Genomic DNA, 14,580 nt, shown 5'->3' on the forward strand with positions numbered 1-14,580 from the left:
CGCCTACCAGCTTTCCATGCCCTTGCCACGTCCTTTCCTCGCTTTCCCATGACCGCCGCCCCCGATCCGCAGCCCGCCCACGCGCCATCCTGGCGCATCGACGCCGCCGCCCTGCGCGCGGCATTGCCCCAGTCGCTGCAGGGGTGGACGCTGGAGCTGGTCGAAGAGACCGGCTCCACCAACGCCGACCTGACGCAGGCCTGCCGGCAGGCGCCCTGGTCGGATGCGGGCACCCTGCGCCTGGCCTACCGCCAGACCGCCGGCCGTGGCCGCCAGGGCCGTCCATGGCAGGGGCAGGCGGGGCTGACGTTCTCGGTGGCGTTGCCGCTGGCGCTGGCGCCGTCGCAGCTGAGCGGCCTGAGCCTGGCCGTCGGACTGGCGCTCGCGCAGGCGCTTGACGATGTCGACGCGGGCCTGGGTGCGCGCGTTGGCCTGAAATGGCCGAACGACCTGCAGATCGACGGGCGCAAGCTGGCGGGCATCCTGATCGAGGCCGTGCCGGCAGGCCCGCAACGCGTATGGGCCGTGATCGGCATCGGCCTGAACCTGGTGCGCGATCCGCAAATGGAGCTTGCGCTCGGCCGCGAACTGGCCGGCGTGGCCGAGGCCGTGCCGGGCTTTGACGCGCAGCGCGACGCCACCGCGCTGCTGGCCGCCGTGCTTGCGCGGCTGGGTGCGATGCGCGAGCTGTTCCTGGCGCAGGGCTTTGCGCCCATGGCGGCGCCATGGTCCGCACTGGATGCGTATCGCGACCAGCCCGTCCGGCTGCTGCACGATGGCAAGGTGCTGGCCGAAGGCATCGCGCGGGGCGTCGACGGCGATGGTCAGCTGCTGCTGGAAACGCCAGCGGGCATGGAGCGCATTAACAGCGGCGAGCTGTCGTTGCGGCCCGCCGGGGGCGCGGCATGAGCGCGCCGCTGCTGCTGGTCGATATCGGCAACACCAGGCTGAAATGGGCCTGGTGCGAGGCTGGCCGGACGCACGTGGCCGAACCTGGGCACCTGCCCACGCCATGGCGGCACGGCGGCGCCCTTGCGCACACCGAAGGCGGCGCCATGGACACACTGGCCGGCACGTTGCGCGCCCTGCGTGGCGAGGGGCCGATGCCGCCGGTATGGATCACCAATGTCGCGGGACCGGTGATTGCCGCGCAGGTCGACGCCATGCTGGTGGCCGCATTCGGCGAATGCCCCGCCGTGCAATGGGTGCGCAGCGCGACCAGCCACGGCGACCTCGTCAACGGCTATCGCGAGCCCACGCAGCTTGGCGTGGACCGCTGGGTCAGCAGCGTCGGCGCGCATCGCTGGCTGCCTGGCGAGACCCTGCTGATCGTCACGGCGGGCACGGCAACCACGCTCGATATCATCACGGCGCAGCCGGACGGCCGGGCATGCTTCGAGGGCGGCCTGATCCTGCCGGGCCTGGCGTTGATGCTCGGCACGCTGGCGCGCAACACGGCGCAACTGCCGGCACTGGATGTGGAAGACACCGGCACCGCAGCTGCCATGCGCCTGTCGTGGGCTGACAACACCCATGACGCCATTGCCGCGGGCTGCCTGGCCGCGCAGGCCGGCGCCGTCGAACGGACCTGGCGCACGCTGAGCGCGCGCAGTCACACGCGTTGCCTGCTGTCGGGCGGCGCGCGGGACGCGCTGGCGGGAGCGCTCGCCGTGCCGTTCGAGATGCACGATAATCTCGTGCTGCTCGGGCTGCACGCGATGGCAACGGCCTGAGCGCCACGCCGCCGCCGCCGCCGCCGTTATCGCTGCGCCCCGGCAATCGTCCACGCGTCGACCCTTTCACATCGCCCCGCCCCATGTTCCGCCTTGGCCCGCCCGACCGGCCGCACTGGCTGTCGATCCTGCTGCCGCTGTTGCTGCTGGCAAACGTTTTCCTGCTCGCGGCCGTGCTGGGCGCGTTCGGCCCGGACCCGATGTCGGGCTGGCTCGGCACGCCGCGCGAACCGGCACGGCTGCGGCAGCAGGTGCGCACCGAACGCATGGAGCTTCGCCCCGCGCCGCCGGCGCCCGAGGCGGTTCCGCGCAGCGCGGGTCCGGCCGGCAAGGTCATTGCGGCAGCGGCAGCGGGCGCGGGCAGCGACAACAGCCAGTGCGTGGAAATCGGCGGGTTCAGCGCGCAGGCCGTTCGCCGCGCGGCCGAAGACCTTTCCGGTGGTTCCTGGCAGGTCGAGCAGTTCGAGCGCCGCGAACAGGTGCGCTGGTGGATCCACCTGCCGTCCCAGCCCACGCGCGAGAATCTCGAACGCAAGCTGGCCGAACTTCGCCGCCGCAACGTGACCGACTATGCGGTGGTCACCAGCGGCACGCCAGACGCGGAGTGGTTCACGGTATCGCTAGGCTTGTTCCGCGAGCGCGAACACGCCGAACACTACCTGGAGACGCTGCGTGGACAGGGCGTGCGCACCGCCGTGCTGGCTGACGCGCCGCACCCGTTCATGCGCCCGTGGCTGCGCGTGCGCGGTGCCGACGAAGCGGCGCGCGCACGGCTGGACGCAATGCGCCAGCGCTACGGCGCCGAGACGCTGCTGCCCTGCGGCGCCGCCTGAGTATCCGGATTCGGTGGAAGAAAGCGGATGTGGGGGCCAGGGCGCCGGCCCGTTGCTTCAACGATGCTGCCGGACTTTGGTCAGCAGCTTGGTGGTCGAGCGGTCGTGCAGGAACGGGATGGCGATGGCCGTGCCGCCCCAGCTACGCACCAGGCGCGTTTCCTCGAGCGTCTCGATGTCGTAGTCGCCGCCCTTCACGTAGATATCCGGGCGCACCTGGCGGATCAGCTCCACCGGGGTCTGCTCGCGGAACATCGCCACCAGGTCCACCGAAGCCAGCGCGGCCAGCAATGCCATGCGGTCGGATTCATGGTTCAGCGGGCGGTCGTCGCCCTTGCCCAGCATCCGCACCGAGCCGTCGCTGTTGACGCCCACGACCAGGCTGGCGCCGAGCTCGCGCGCCTGGGCCAGGTAGGTCGCGTGGCCCCGGTGCAGGATGTCGAAGACGCCGTTGGTGAAGACCAGCGGGCGCGGCAGCGCCGCGATGCGCGCGGCCAGCGCCGCGGCATCGTCGGGCAGGGTCAGTTTGGATTCGAAGGCGGGTACGGACATGTCTGGGGCCAGGTTTTTCATCCCCGGAATGGTACCCCACGCCGGTTGGTCCGCTGGCAGCCGATTCAGCCGGCACGCCGCCATGACAGGGCGTCGTCATTGGCCGGTAGCGGCATGGTGGCCGCCGCAATTCCGCGCAGCACCGTCAGCAGCTCCCGGCGCACCGTGTCGAGCCACGGCGCTTCGGCGCATCCGGCCAGGTAGAACAGGCTCAGGTTGGCCCAGGCAGGGAAGCCCGGCGGCACCTCGGTCACGTAGGCCGCGCTGGCGCCATCGATCCACGGCACGTTGAATTTCAGCACCGGTGTCAGGCCGCCGCGCGAGCGCCACAGCGCCAGCTGGCCGTTCCAGGACGGCGCCACGGTCAGGCGCACGCCATCGGCCGCCCCGGCCAGGTAGCGCCGCACCGGGCTGTCGGAATCGGCATCGTCGCTGAGCAGGGTCCAATGCTCGCGCTGGCCGTTGCACAGGCCGGTGTCCACCGTCGGCAGGCTGATCATGCAGCGCTGGGCCCTGAGCATGTGCTCGCTCGCGATGCCGTCGAGCGATACCACGCCATCGACCGTCACCGCGCAATCGATGAGCCCCTTGCGCAGCGCCAGGCCCACCTGGCGGCCATTGTCGAGCACGCTGGAGACGATCTGGCGCTCCGGCAGCGCGGCCGAGAGCCGCGCCAGGATTTGCGTCAGCGCCGGGTCGCCGAGTGCCATCGACAGACCGATGCGCAGCGTCTGCCTGGGTCCTGCGAGCCGCGGCGCCTGGCGGTTGTGCTCGATCAGGCCGTGCCAGTTCTGCAGCATGCCGGAGGCAGCTTTCTCGAGTTTCAGCCCCCGCGCGGTCGGCACCAGGTTGCCGCGCCGTTCGAGGAAGAGCGGGTCGCCGGTCACTTCACGCAACTTGCGGATGGCGTAGACCACCGTGGGCGCGCGCATGCCAAGTGCCGCGGCGGCGCTGGCAATACCGCCGTGGCGCATGACGTGGAGAAAGACATCGAGGGCCTTGAAATCAATGTGACGCAATATTCAACTCCCTAGCGATTATGTTGCCGCGTGCCGAATTAAAATTCCGGCCGATCGAATAACCGGTCTTGTACGGGAATTTCCATGCTTTGGTGGAAAATCCGGATATATCGGAATGGGATTCCCGCTTCAACGCAGGGTGGCTCACCCATTCGGGCTATGGGCACTACAGCAAGACCTCTCCAGAACAGGAGGTGCGATTATCTTATCGTATATTCCAGGCCCTTACAAAATGACTAGATTGAATCGTCTAATGTTTGTGGAAACAAACATTAATAATGAAAAATCGTTACCACATTAATCTGCGGTGGTGATTTAGTTTTTCTTTTTTGTGATTTCAAGGATTTCGTGAAAAACCCGGAAACCCAGACGGCAAGCCCGCCGCGAGGGCGAGGTGTCCGACGATGCAAGCGATGTGGTAACCCGTTACTACCTGGGCGGGCAATATTGCCGGTAGCATCCTGGCCCCTTTTGAATGCCGCGGCGATTTTGAGCGTATTGATGCGTTGTTTCGCCCCATCGCTACACGACGATTGTGTCAGGGGGATTTCGGGCGGATGTCACCATGCCGGTGCGTTCGTCCATCCAAAACGGCGGGCACCAATGAAAAAAGCCCCATCGATGCGATGGGGCTTTTCAGTCAGCGGGAGTCAGTCCTGGGTTCAGGCCGGTTGCTCACCGCCGCCGGCCTGCAGGCTGGCGTTCAGTTCCTTGCGATAGCGGTTCAGGTCCTGCACCGTTTCGAAGGTGCGCTCGAACAGCAGCGACATATTGTGCAGGATCCGCTCGATAACCTTCTTTTCCCAGCCTTCGTCGAAGCGGATCTGCTCGTCGAGCCACGTTTCCAGCCAATCGGGATCGGGCAGGCGCGACTGCACGGTGTCGTTCGGGAACAGCGCCTTGTTGACGTGCAGGTTGGTCGGATGCAGCGGCTTCTCGGTGCGGCGCGCCGAGGCCATCAGCACGCCGATCTTGGCGAACGCGGCGCGCGCGTTGTCGCCGAACTGCGCCAGGTACTTCTTCATGTAGCGCAGGTAGGCGCCGCCGTGGCGGGCTTCGTCCTGCGACAAGGTGCGGTAGATATGCTTGATGACCGGTTCCGAATGCCACTCGGCCGCGCGGCGGTACCAGTGGTTCAGGCGGATCTCGCCGCAGAAATGCAGCATCAGCGTTTCCAGCGGCGGGGCCGGGTCGAACTCGAAGCGCACCGCGTGCAGTTCTTCCTCGGTCGGCACCAGGTCCGGGCGGAAGCGGCGCAGGTACTCCATCAGCACCAGCGAATGCTTCTGCTCTTCGAAGAACCAGATGCTCATGAAGGCCGAAAAGTCGGAGTCGTGGCGGTTGTCGCGCAGGAACATCTCGGTTGCCGGCAGGGCCGACCATTCCGTGATGGCGTTCATGCGGATGGTCTTGGCCTGGTCGTCCGTCAGCAGGCTGGCGTCGAACGTATCCCAGGGGATGTCCTTGTCCATGTGCCAGCGGACCGCTTCCAACGATTTGAACAGTTCGGGGTAGAGCATGGTAAGCCTTTGAAATTACGGGCGGATTCTACCAGATGCGAATTATTCTCTATTCCCTTTTTTAGGGCGGATCGCCGCAAATGCAACGACTATCTCAGTGGTTCGGGCGGATTCGGCGCCATATTTGGGCGATTAGCGACACGCTCGTGCAGCCATGTGCCAATGGCGGCGCTTGTCGGCTGGGAGCCTGTCTTTATACGACGTGTGCATGGGTGATCTGCGCGGCGCCTGCGTGGCCCGACGGTGTGCCCGGGATGATGCCATACAGGAAGGCCGCCAGTTCATCGGCCTGGGCCGCGGCGTCCCGTTCGCCGAGCGCGATCAGGGCCTGGGTGAACTCGGGCTCGAACAGCAAGTAGCTCGCGAACGCGGCCCCGCGCGCTTCGGTGCCGCCCAGCGGACTGAGCAGCGCGCGCACGGTGCGCGGCAACTGCTGCAGGTGTTCGGCGGCAATGGCCTCGATCGGCTCGCTCGGCGAGATTGTCATGACCTGCACGGGGCGCCAGCCTTCGGCATCGCCAGCCAGTTCCGGCATGCGCGCCAGCAGGCGGTTGATGTGGAGCAGGCGCTCCAGGTCGGCCGAAAGCCCGTCCAGGAAGATGCTTGCCAACGCCTGCCCGCCGACCTGGGCCAGCGACGGATACCCGCCGGACGGCACCGTGTCGAACCAGCCGGGACGCTGCCGCGAAGCCGATCCGATGGCCAGCACGCGCGCGGCGCCCAAGTGGATGGCCGGTGACAGCGGCGACATCTGGCGCATGGTGCCGTCGCCGAACCACTCGTGATGGCCATCGAGTTCCAGCGCCATGGCCGGGAACAGGAACGGGATCGACGACGACGCCAGCAGGTGGTCCACCGTGATCTGCGCGGGCACCGCAATGCGCTGGCTGCGGTGCCACGGGTGGATGCGCCGGTGCGACTGGTAGAACGTCACGTGCCGGCCGGTGCTGTAGGACAGTGCCGTGACCGCGAACGCCTGCAGCAAGCCGGCATCGAGGCTCGCCTGCACGCGCTGGCCGTCGAACAGTTCGCCCAGCATGCTGCCCAGCGGCGCGTTGTCGAGCAGCGCGCGCGGCGCGCGCCGCTGCGTGACCCAGCCGAACGCCAGCGCCGACAGCCAGCGCGCGCCGGACACCCCCGCGCGCAGCACGTCGGTGCGGTAGACGTCGTCGGTGTGGATGCCGTGCCAGAGTGCCGAGAGGCTGTCCGCGGCGGCCTGGAAGTCCGCCGCCTGGATCGCCAGCCCCGCACCGTTGATGGCGCCTGCCGAGGTGCCGGCGAGGATGCCGAACGGTATCGGCTCATGGGCATGCCCATGCTCGGCTGCGATGCGCGCCACGCCGCTGAGCACGCCGGCCTGGTAGGCCGCGCGCGCGCCGCCGCCCATCATGATCAGCGCGGTGGCGTTGCGTTGCACGCCGCCGTGGTGTCCGTGGCGCGGCGTGGTGGCGTGGTGGGTGAAATTGTCTCGATGCATGCGGCAAGCCGGGCAGGCCGTAGGCGCCAGCGGCGTTACTTGTCGCCGTTGGCAGGCTTGGCCGTCTTGCCAGCGCCCGACGGCTTCTTGCGCGCGGCCGTGCTCCTGGCCGCGTCCTTCGTGGCCCCCTTCGGTGCGGTGTCGGCGTTGCGCGCGGGGCTGGCCGCCGACTTGTCCGTGGCGGCTGGCTTGGCGGCCGGCTTGTCGCCCGGTTTTTCTTCAGGCTTTGCCGCCGTGGCCGGTGTACCGGCGCCAAAGCCGCTCATGCCGAACGGCGCAATGCTGGCTGCCGCCGCGCCGCTGGCGATCTGGTTGAACTGCTGCTGCAGCATGTCCCACCACAGCGATGCGTTGGGCGGCAGCGCCTCTTCAGCGGCCTTGCCGGCGCCTGCCTCGGCCGAGGCGTCGGCCTGCGCGGCGGGTTCCGGTGCGGCTTCCTGGGCAGGCTTTTCACTGGCGGCAGGACGCTGCGAGGGCGTGGTGCCTGGCGTGTTGGCCGCGCGTGCCACGGTTTCCATGGCGTTCTGCATGGCCTCCGGCGACAGCGCGTTGCCGAAGGTCTGCAGCGCCACCAGCGTGGCGCGCTGCACCTCCAGGCCCTGGATGGTGGTGTGCAGCAGGTTGGTGTTGAGCTGCAGCCAGCTTTCCACGGCCTTCAGGTCGTGGATGCGCTTGTCGAGCTCTTCAAGGTTCATGGGCGGCGTCATGGCCGCCTGCAGGCCGGGCATCAGGCTGCCGGGCAAGCCGGCGCCGCTGCCCCACAGCTTGCGCATGAATTCGAAGCCGTTGGTGAAATCGGGAATCTGTCCGAACATGTCATGCGCTCCGTCATGGAGCCAGCCGGGCAGGCAAGGGGCGCCGCGGTCTGTCTCCGTCCAATCGGGTTGGACTACTTGAACTCAGGCGGCCGCTTCTGGCGCAGGCTCGCCATGCCTTCGTGCACGTCGGGGCCGGCAAAGCCCATGAATTCGAGCGCCAGCGAGGAATCGAAGGCGGGACCGGCCATCCGCAGCCAGTTGTTGAGCGCGTACTTGGTCCAGCGGATCGCCGTCTGCGAACCGGCTGCCAGCCGGTTGGCGACGTCAAATGCGCGCTCGACCAGTTCGTCTTCATCCACCGCCAGCGAGACCAGGCCGATCCGCTCGGCTTCCTCGCCGCTGACCGACTCGCACAGCATCAGATAGTACTTGGCCTTGGCCATTCCGCACAGCAGGGGCCATACGATCGCGGCATGGTCGCCGGCTGCCACGCCCAGGCGCGTGTGCCCGTCGACGATGCGCGCGGTCTTGGCGGCGATCGAGATATCGGCCAGCAGCCCGGCCACCAGGCCGGCGCCGACGGCGGGGCCGTGCATGGCCGAGACCACCGGCTTGTCGCAGTTGATGACGTTGTAGACGAGGTCGCGCGCCTCGTGCCAGACGCGCGTGCGCGTCTCGAAATCCGTGGCCATGGCCTCCACCAACGACAGGTCGCCGCCGGCGGAAAAGCCCTTGCCCTCGCCGCGGATCAGCGCCACGCGCACGTCCGGGTCGGCCGACACATCGCGCCAGATCTCGGCCAGTTCGCGGTGCATGCTGGCATCCGCGGTGGCCAGCTTCTGGTTGGCCGACTGCGCCGCGCCCATGATGATCTCCAGAATCGGGCCATGCTGGCGCAGCGTGAGTGCGCGATAACGTTCGTAGCGGGAAGAGGGCGGCGTGGGGGCTGGGGTCGGGGTCGTCATGGCAGGCCTGTGCAATGGAAAAAGGGCCGTGCCGGGTGCATGGATTCATTCACCAACCGGCCGGTCGGTAAATTATATGCACATCCGACACGGCCCTGTCCGGCCTGCGCTCTTGCCGTCAGGGTTGGGCCACGAGCTGGTCGATGGCGCCGAACACCGAATGGCCCTGGGCGTCGAACATCTCGATCTTCACCGCGTCGCCGAACTTCATGAACTCGGTCGACGGCTTGCCGTCCTCGATGGTTTCCAGCATGCGCTTCTCGGCGATGCAGCAGTAGCCCTTCTTGCGGTCGACATTCGAGATGGTGCCGGAGCCGACGATGCTGCCGGCGCGCACGTTGCGCGTCTTGCAGATATGCGCGATGAGCTGGCCGAAGTCGAACACCATGTCGGTGCCGCAGTCGGGCTGGCCCACCTTCTTGCTGTTCCAGTGCACGGTCATCGGCAGGTGCACCTTGCGCTCGCGCCAGGCATCGCCGAGTTCATCGGGCGTGACCGCCACCGGCGAGAACGCCGTGGCCGGCTTGCTCTGGAAGAAGCCGAAGCCCTTGCCCAGCTCCGCCGGGATCAGGTTGCGCAGCGACACATCGTTGGCCAGCAGCACCAGGCGGATGCCCTCGGCCGCCTGTGCGGGCGTGGCGCCCATCTTCACGTCGCCGGTGATGACGGCGACTTCGGCCTCGAAGTCGATGCCGAAGGTTTCGCTGGCGCACACGATGTCGTCGTACGGCCCCAGGAAATCGTCGGAGCCGCCCTGGTACATCAGCGGATCGGTCCAGAACTCGGGCGGCATCTCGGCGCCGCGCGCCTTGCGCACGAGTTCGACGTGATTGACGTAGGCAGAGCCGTCGGCCCACTGGTAGGCGCGCGGCAACGGCGCCATGCAGTGCTTGGGATCGAACGGGAACGGGTGGCGCGCGCGGCCCGCATTGAGGGCGTCGGAGAGATCCTGGAGCTGCGGCGCAAAGAACGCCCAGTCGTCCAGCACGGTCTGCAGGCGGCCGGCGACATCGGTGGCGTAATGGGCGGTCTTCAGGTCGCGCGAGACGACCACCAGCTGGCCGTCGCGCGAGCCATCCTTGAGGGTGGCGAGTTTCATGGTCGGTAAAGGAAAGCCTTGGCTTGATGAGTCGGCCGTCAGTCTACCGTGATGCCTTTGGCCTTGATCAGCTTGCCCCAGCGCTCGGCCTCGGCGTGCGCGTATTGCGCGAACTCTTCCGGCGTGCTGGAAACCGGTTCGACGCCGACGCCTTCCATGCGCTTCTGCACCTCGGGGCTCTTCAGTGCCTTGACCAGTTCGGCGTTGAGCCGGGTGACGATCGGCTTGGGCGTGCCGGCCGGCGCCACCACCCCTTGCCACGCGTAGGCCTCGAAGCCGGCAATGCCGCCTTCGGCCACGGTCGGCACATTGGGCAGCACGGCCAGGCGTTTGGGCGTGGCCGTGCCGAGCGCGCGCAGCTTGCCGCCGGTGATGTTCTGCTGGCCCGATGCCAGGTCCACGAACATCAGGTCCACCTGCCCGGCCAGCAGGTCCTGCACGGCCGGCGCGGCGCCCTTGTAGGGCACGTGGGTCATCTTGATGTGGGCCTGGTCCATGAACAGTTCCATGGCCAGGTGGTGCGGGCTGCCCGCGCCCGGCGAGGCAAAGTTGACCTTGCCGGGGTTGTGCTGCGCGTACTCGATGGCTTCCTTGAGCGTCTTGGCCGGGAAGTTCGGCGCGGCCACCAGCACCAGCGGGAAACGCGCCACCATGCCGACGTGGACGAAGTCCTTCTCGGCGTTGTAGGGCAGCTTCTTGTACAGCGACGGGTTAGCGGCCAGCGTGGCCGTGTCGGCAGTCAGCACCGTGTAGCCGTCGGGCTTGGCGTGGGCGACCGCGTCGGCGCCGACGATGGTCGCCGCGCCAGGCCGGTTGTCGACCACCACCTGCTTGCCCAGCGCGGGCGAGATGGCCTGGCCCAGCGTGCGCGCCACCACGTCGGTGCCGCCGCCGGCCGGATAGGGCACGACCCAGCGGATCGGCTGCGACGGCCATGCATCCGCCGCACTGGCGGGGGCGGCAAAGGCGGCAAGGGTGGTGGCAAGGGCGCAGCAGGCGGCGCGCAGCGCGGCGCGCGAAGGGCGGAAGGGCGTCACAGGTTGTCTCCGTCTGGTGTCCTCAGCCCGGCTTGCTTGGCGGCACCGTGGTCCATGGCGGACCGGCCGGTGCACCGGGTCTGTCGCGAAAGTCTACTCACCGTTTAAAAATTGGTAAATCGATTTCGCTATAGTAAATTCACGTAAGGATTTCGCCCGAGGCCCTGTGCTGGCGGCGGCGAATCCCCCACAATCCTGCTGTTGTTCGCTGACTCACGCCAATCTTTCCACTCACGGTGCCCAACCCTCGCCGCGCATGACCGAACTTGACGAAGACGACGCCAAGCTGCGCTCCGGTATCCAGTCCATCGAGGTGGGTTTCAAGCTGCTGCAGGCGCTGGCCGCCTCGCCGCGCGCGATGATGCTGCGCGACCTCGCCGCCGCCGCCGAGATGAACCCGGCCAAGGCGCACCGCTACCTGGTCAGCTTCTTGCGCCTGGGCGCGGTGGCGCAGGACCCGGTGAGCGGGCGCTATGACCTGGGGCCGTTTGCCCTGCAGCTCGGGCTGGCCGGCCTGAACCGGCTGGATCCTGTCAAGAAGGCGCGGCCGATCCTGTCGCAGCTGCGCGACGAGATCGACCTGACCGCCGGCATCGCCGTGTGGGGCAACCACGGGCCAACCATCGTGCACTGGGAGGAATCGAGCCATCCGGTCACCGTCAGCCTGCGGCTCGGCGATGTGATGCCGATGCTGAACTCGGCCACCGGCCGCCTGTACGGCGCCTACCTGTCGCGCAAGCAGACCCAGCCGCTGATCGAGCGCGAACTGGCCGCCCGCGGGCAGGACGACGTGCCAGACATTCCGGCCAGCGCCGCCGACTACGACGCGATCTGTGCCGAGGTGCGCGCCCATGGCGCGGCGCGCACGCGTGGCGGCGTGCTGCCCGGCATCAATGCGTTCTCGATGCCGGTGTTCGACGCCAATGGCCACCTCGCCATGGGTTTGATCGTGCTGGGCGCGCAAAGCATATTCGATGCAGAATGGGGTGGTACGGTCGATCGCCGCGTGCGTGAGATCGCCCAACAGCTTTCATCGGAACTCGGCTATCTTGGCGCCGCCCAAACGGCCGGACGGACCGGCCAATCCTGATTCCCGCGCCCGTGCCGGCGCCGACCCGCGCGCATGGCGGCGGCGGCGCTGGATCCTCGTCATTCTGCTGGTGGTGCTCGTGCACATGCTGGCCGTGATCGGCTTCCTGCGCATGCCCGGGCCACTGATTCCGCTTGATGTGAGCGAGACACCGTCGCTCGAAGCGGTGCTGCTGCCGCCGCCGAAACCGGTACGCCCGCCGCCCCCGATCCCCCAGCCGGAGGCGAAACCGCGCCCGGCCCCGCCGCAACCGGCACCGCCGCAACCGGCGCCCCCTCAACCGGCACCGAAAGTCGTTGAAACGCCGCCCGAGCCGCCTGCACCCGCCGTGGCGACGTCCGATCGTGGCGTCACGGAAACCGTGACCGGCCCCGGCGGCAGCGGTGTCGCGCCCGCCGCCGCCCCGACGCCGGCACCGCCGGCGCCCCCGGCCCGCCCGCGCAGGAGGGCGAGAAGTACCTCGCGCCGCCGTCGGCCACCATGCATTACGCCAGCTTCGTCAACGGCGTGCAGAACCCGGATGGGCTGATCCGCTGGCAGCAGGATGGCAAGCACTATCGGCTATCGGTCGAGACGCGCGTGCTGTGGTTCCGCTTTGCTTTTCAGAGCAGCGGCGCGATGACGGAGAACGGTCTGCTGCCCGAACGCTACGAGGAAAACCGGCGCGGCAAGTCCGAGGCCGCGCGTTTCGACCAGGCCGGTGGCACCGTGGCGTTTTCGCCGGGTACGCAGGCAGCGTTGCCGCCGGGCGCACAGGACCGGTTCAGCGTCTTCCTGCAACTGGTGGGGCGGGTACGCGGCAATCCGCAGCGCTATGCGTCGCCGGGCGTCACCGAAACGTTCCAGGTGGCCGATACGCGCGACATGCAACCGATGCAAGTGCAGTATGTTGGAGAAGAGGAGATAGATACTGGCCGCGGCATGGTGCGCGCCAAGCACTTTGTGCGGCTCCAGCGGCACGCCGGCGACAAGCGCCGCGTGGAAATCTGGCTGGCGCAGGCGCTTGGATGGATGCCGGTCAGGCTGCGCCAGACCGAGCCGGACGGCACGCAGATCGACCTCGTCTACCGCAGTACCGAAGGCCAGTAATGGCTGCGGCGCTGCCCGCGTTCACACGCCAACCCTTTCAAGGAGTTCCGCCATGACCGCCAGCACCGTAGCCACTGCCTCCGGCGAGACGCACCGCATCCAGGTCGAAGGCGTCGGCCTGCACGTTCGCGTGGACGGCGCCGATGGCCCCTGGGTGATTCTTGCGCATGCACTCGGTGCCAACCATACGCTCTGGGATGCGACCGCGCGCCACCTGTCCACACGCTATCGCGTGGTGCGCCCGGACATGCGCGGGCATGGCGAAAGCGATGCCCCGGTCGGCCCCTACACCATGATGCGCCTGGCCGACGACGTCGCGGCCATCATGGACGCGCTGCAGATCCCGCAGGCACATTTCTGCGGCATCTCGGTGGGCGGCATGATCGGCCAGACACTGGGCGTGCGCCATGCCGAGCGGATGCTGTCGCTGACGCTCGCGGCCACCATCAGCCACACGCCGCTCGACGCGCACCCGATGTGGCATAACCGCATCGGGCAGGTCGAGGCGCACGGCATGTCCGGACTGGTCGATGCCACGCTGGAGCGCTGGCTGACCGAGCCGTACCGCCAGGCGCATGGGGACGAGGTCGCGCGCATCCGCGCCATGCTGCTGGCCACGCCGGTGCGCGGCTATGTCGGCGTGGGGCAGGCCATCATGGCGTTCGACGTGCGCAGCGCGCTGTCCCGCATCCACTGCCCGACGCTGCTGGTCGCGGGCGAACACGACCAGGGCGCGACGGTGGCGATGGCGCAGTCCATCGCCGAGGCCATTCCCGGCGCGCGGCTCGAAGTCTTGCCGGCGGCGCATCTGGTGTCGGTCGAGCAGGCCGAGCGCTTTCACGCCGCCCTTGACGCCTTCCTTGGCAATGCCGCCTGCGGCGGCCAATGCGACGTTCCATAACGCACAACGCAGTGGTGCCCTATTCTCAAGAAACTTGTTGGTGTTGCCGTTGCCCAACTTATAAAGGCAGAAAACGTTGTATCCGTACGGCGGCTCTCACGCAAAACTTGAAATCGGCGTGGCCGCCCCTAGCTTGGAGGTAAGAACGCGGCGCCCCCGCTCAATTTGCAACAATGAAAGGGCCCGCCGCCAACCATGACGCGAGGAGGTGTGCCATGCAAATGATCTACAACAGCGACAACTACTGCATCGTGGAATTTGGTGCGGATGTCGAGCAAGCGCCTCTCGAATTCGGTGGTTATGAAATCGTCGACAAGAACATGAAGCGCGAGATTTTCCTCGGCGGCAAGCTGGCCGAGAACTTCAGGGCTGATGTGCAACGGCTGATCGAGAGCGAGCCGTCGGTTGAAGAGGTTGACGATTTTCTCGGGAAGTTCGATACGGTCATGACGCATCCGCTGGTGATGCACTGACGCTCGAACGAATCGCGTCTGGTGGTGGTAACGC

At 67.6% G+C, this 14,580-nt stretch carries 15 protein-coding genes; 7 read left to right on the forward strand and 8 right to left on the reverse strand.

What is annotated here, in order from left to right; translation table 11 throughout:
- Positions 1–48: 48 nt before the first annotated feature.
- The 3 genes from ACIGJB_RS00665 (at position 49) to ACIGJB_RS00675 (ending at position 2,566) form a co-directional block, all read left to right on the forward strand.
- Positions 49–909, forward strand: coding sequence for a biotin--[acetyl-CoA-carboxylase] ligase (locus ACIGJB_RS00665; protein WP_483730933.1), 861 nt, complete (start codon positions 49–51; stop codon positions 907–909).
- Complete coding sequence (locus ACIGJB_RS00670; protein WP_483730934.1) at positions 906–1,733, forward strand: type III pantothenate kinase; 828 nt, start codon at positions 906–908, stop codon at positions 1,731–1,733. The genes ACIGJB_RS00665 and ACIGJB_RS00670 overlap by 4 nt, the downstream gene beginning before the upstream one ends.
- 83 nt (positions 1,734–1,816) lie before the next feature.
- Entirely contained in the window at positions 1,817–2,566 is a 750-nt protein-coding gene (locus tag ACIGJB_RS00675) for an SPOR domain-containing protein (RefSeq protein WP_483730935.1), read from the forward strand.
- Positions 2,567–2,623: 57 nt separating this feature from the next.
- Here ACIGJB_RS00675 and rfaE2 read toward each other — a convergent pair whose 3' ends face one another.
- The 8 genes from rfaE2 to ACIGJB_RS00715 form a co-directional block, all read right to left on the reverse strand.
- Positions 2,624–3,118 carry a D-glycero-beta-D-manno-heptose 1-phosphate adenylyltransferase gene (gene rfaE2, locus ACIGJB_RS00680; RefSeq protein ID WP_483730936.1) on the reverse strand — a complete coding sequence of 165 codons (495 nt, stop codon included), beginning with the start codon at positions 3,116–3,118 and terminating at the stop codon, positions 2,624–2,626.
- A gap of 65 nt (positions 3,119–3,183) precedes the next feature.
- Entirely contained in the window at positions 3,184–4,137 is a 954-nt protein-coding gene (locus ACIGJB_RS00685; protein WP_483730937.1) for a LysR family transcriptional regulator, read from the reverse strand.
- Positions 4,138–4,799: 662 nt separating this feature from the next.
- A complete protein-coding gene (locus ACIGJB_RS00690; protein WP_483710106.1) occupies positions 4,800–5,657 on the reverse strand; it encodes a ferritin family protein in 858 nt (285 codons plus the stop codon).
- A gap of 193 nt (positions 5,658–5,850) precedes the next feature.
- Positions 5,851–7,134, reverse strand: a complete 1,284-nt coding sequence (locus ACIGJB_RS00695) for a patatin-like phospholipase family protein (protein ID WP_483730938.1) — start codon at positions 7,132–7,134, stop codon at positions 5,851–5,853.
- Between the two features lie 35 nt (positions 7,135–7,169).
- Positions 7,170–7,949 carry a PhaM family polyhydroxyalkanoate granule multifunctional regulatory protein gene (locus ACIGJB_RS00700; protein WP_483730939.1) on the reverse strand — a complete coding sequence of 260 codons (780 nt, stop codon included), beginning with the start codon at positions 7,947–7,949 and terminating at the stop codon, positions 7,170–7,172.
- 74 nt (positions 7,950–8,023) lie between these two features.
- Entirely contained in the window at positions 8,024–8,857 is an 834-nt protein-coding gene (locus ACIGJB_RS00705; RefSeq protein WP_483730940.1) for an enoyl-CoA hydratase/isomerase family protein, read from the reverse strand.
- A gap of 118 nt (positions 8,858–8,975) precedes the next feature.
- A complete protein-coding gene (locus tag ACIGJB_RS00710) occupies positions 8,976–9,956 on the reverse strand; it encodes a fumarylacetoacetate hydrolase family protein (RefSeq protein WP_483730941.1) in 981 nt (326 codons plus the stop codon).
- A gap of 38 nt (positions 9,957–9,994) precedes the next feature.
- Positions 9,995–10,993 carry a Bug family tripartite tricarboxylate transporter substrate binding protein gene (locus ACIGJB_RS00715; protein ID WP_483730942.1) on the reverse strand — a complete coding sequence of 333 codons (999 nt, stop codon included), beginning with the start codon at positions 10,991–10,993 and terminating at the stop codon, positions 9,995–9,997.
- A 256-nt stretch (positions 10,994–11,249) separates the two neighbouring features.
- Here ACIGJB_RS00715 and ACIGJB_RS00720 point away from each other — a divergent pair, with 256 nt between their 5' ends.
- The 4 genes from ACIGJB_RS00720 to ACIGJB_RS00735 all read left to right on the forward strand — a co-directional run bounded on the left by ACIGJB_RS00720 (position 11,250) and on the right by ACIGJB_RS00735 (position 14,546).
- Positions 11,250–12,083 carry an IclR family transcriptional regulator gene (locus tag ACIGJB_RS00720; RefSeq protein WP_483730943.1) on the forward strand — a complete coding sequence of 278 codons (834 nt, stop codon included), beginning with the start codon at positions 11,250–11,252 and terminating at the stop codon, positions 12,081–12,083.
- Between the two features lie 480 nt (positions 12,084–12,563).
- Entirely contained in the window at positions 12,564–13,172 is a 609-nt protein-coding gene (locus tag ACIGJB_RS00725; protein ID WP_483730944.1) for a DUF3108 domain-containing protein, read from the forward strand.
- Positions 13,173–13,224: 52 nt separating this feature from the next.
- Positions 13,225–14,073, forward strand: coding sequence for an alpha/beta fold hydrolase (locus tag ACIGJB_RS00730; RefSeq protein ID WP_483730945.1), 849 nt, complete (start codon positions 13,225–13,227; stop codon positions 14,071–14,073).
- A 215-nt stretch (positions 14,074–14,288) separates the two neighbouring features.
- Positions 14,289–14,546: a BTH_I0359 family protein gene (locus ACIGJB_RS00735; protein ID WP_011296306.1), complete on the forward strand. Its 258-nt coding sequence runs from the start codon at positions 14,289–14,291 to the stop codon at positions 14,544–14,546.
- Positions 14,547–14,580: the final 34 nt, after the last annotated feature.

The organism is Cupriavidus sp. C2SS-8b, assembly GCF_057073745.1.

Coding starts and splice junctions, on each gene's coding strand:
- ACIGJB_RS00735 (WP_011296306.1), top strand. CDS start 14,289: ATGCAAATGATCTACAACAGCGACAACTACTGCATCGTGGAATTTGGT.
- ACIGJB_RS00730 (WP_483730945.1), top strand. CDS start 13,225: ATGACCGCCAGCACCGTAGCCACTGCCTCCGGCGAGACGCACCGCATC.
- ACIGJB_RS00700 (WP_483730939.1), bottom strand. CDS start 7,949: ATGTTCGGACAGATTCCCGATTTCACCAACGGCTTCGAATTCATGCGC.
- ACIGJB_RS00690 (WP_483710106.1), bottom strand. CDS start 5,657: ATGCTCTACCCCGAACTGTTCAAATCGTTGGAAGCGGTCCGCTGGCAC.
- ACIGJB_RS00675 (WP_483730935.1), top strand. CDS start 1,817: ATGTTCCGCCTTGGCCCGCCCGACCGGCCGCACTGGCTGTCGATCCTG.
- ACIGJB_RS00705 (WP_483730940.1), bottom strand. CDS start 8,857: ATGACGACCCCGACCCCAGCCCCCACGCCGCCCTCTTCCCGCTACGAA.
- ACIGJB_RS00695 (WP_483730938.1), bottom strand. CDS start 7,134: ATGCATCGAGACAATTTCACCCACCACGCCACCACGCCGCGCCACGGA.
- ACIGJB_RS00725 (WP_483730944.1), top strand. CDS start 12,564: ATGCATTACGCCAGCTTCGTCAACGGCGTGCAGAACCCGGATGGGCTG.
- ACIGJB_RS00710 (WP_483730941.1), bottom strand. CDS start 9,956: ATGAAACTCGCCACCCTCAAGGATGGCTCGCGCGACGGCCAGCTGGTG.
- rfaE2 (WP_483730936.1), bottom strand. CDS start 3,118: ATGTCCGTACCCGCCTTCGAATCCAAACTGACCCTGCCCGACGATGCC.
- ACIGJB_RS00670 (WP_483730934.1), top strand. CDS start 906: ATGAGCGCGCCGCTGCTGCTGGTCGATATCGGCAACACCAGGCTGAAA.
- ACIGJB_RS00720 (WP_483730943.1), top strand. CDS start 11,250: ATGACCGAACTTGACGAAGACGACGCCAAGCTGCGCTCCGGTATCCAG.
- ACIGJB_RS00665 (WP_483730933.1), top strand. CDS start 49: ATGACCGCCGCCCCCGATCCGCAGCCCGCCCACGCGCCATCCTGGCGC.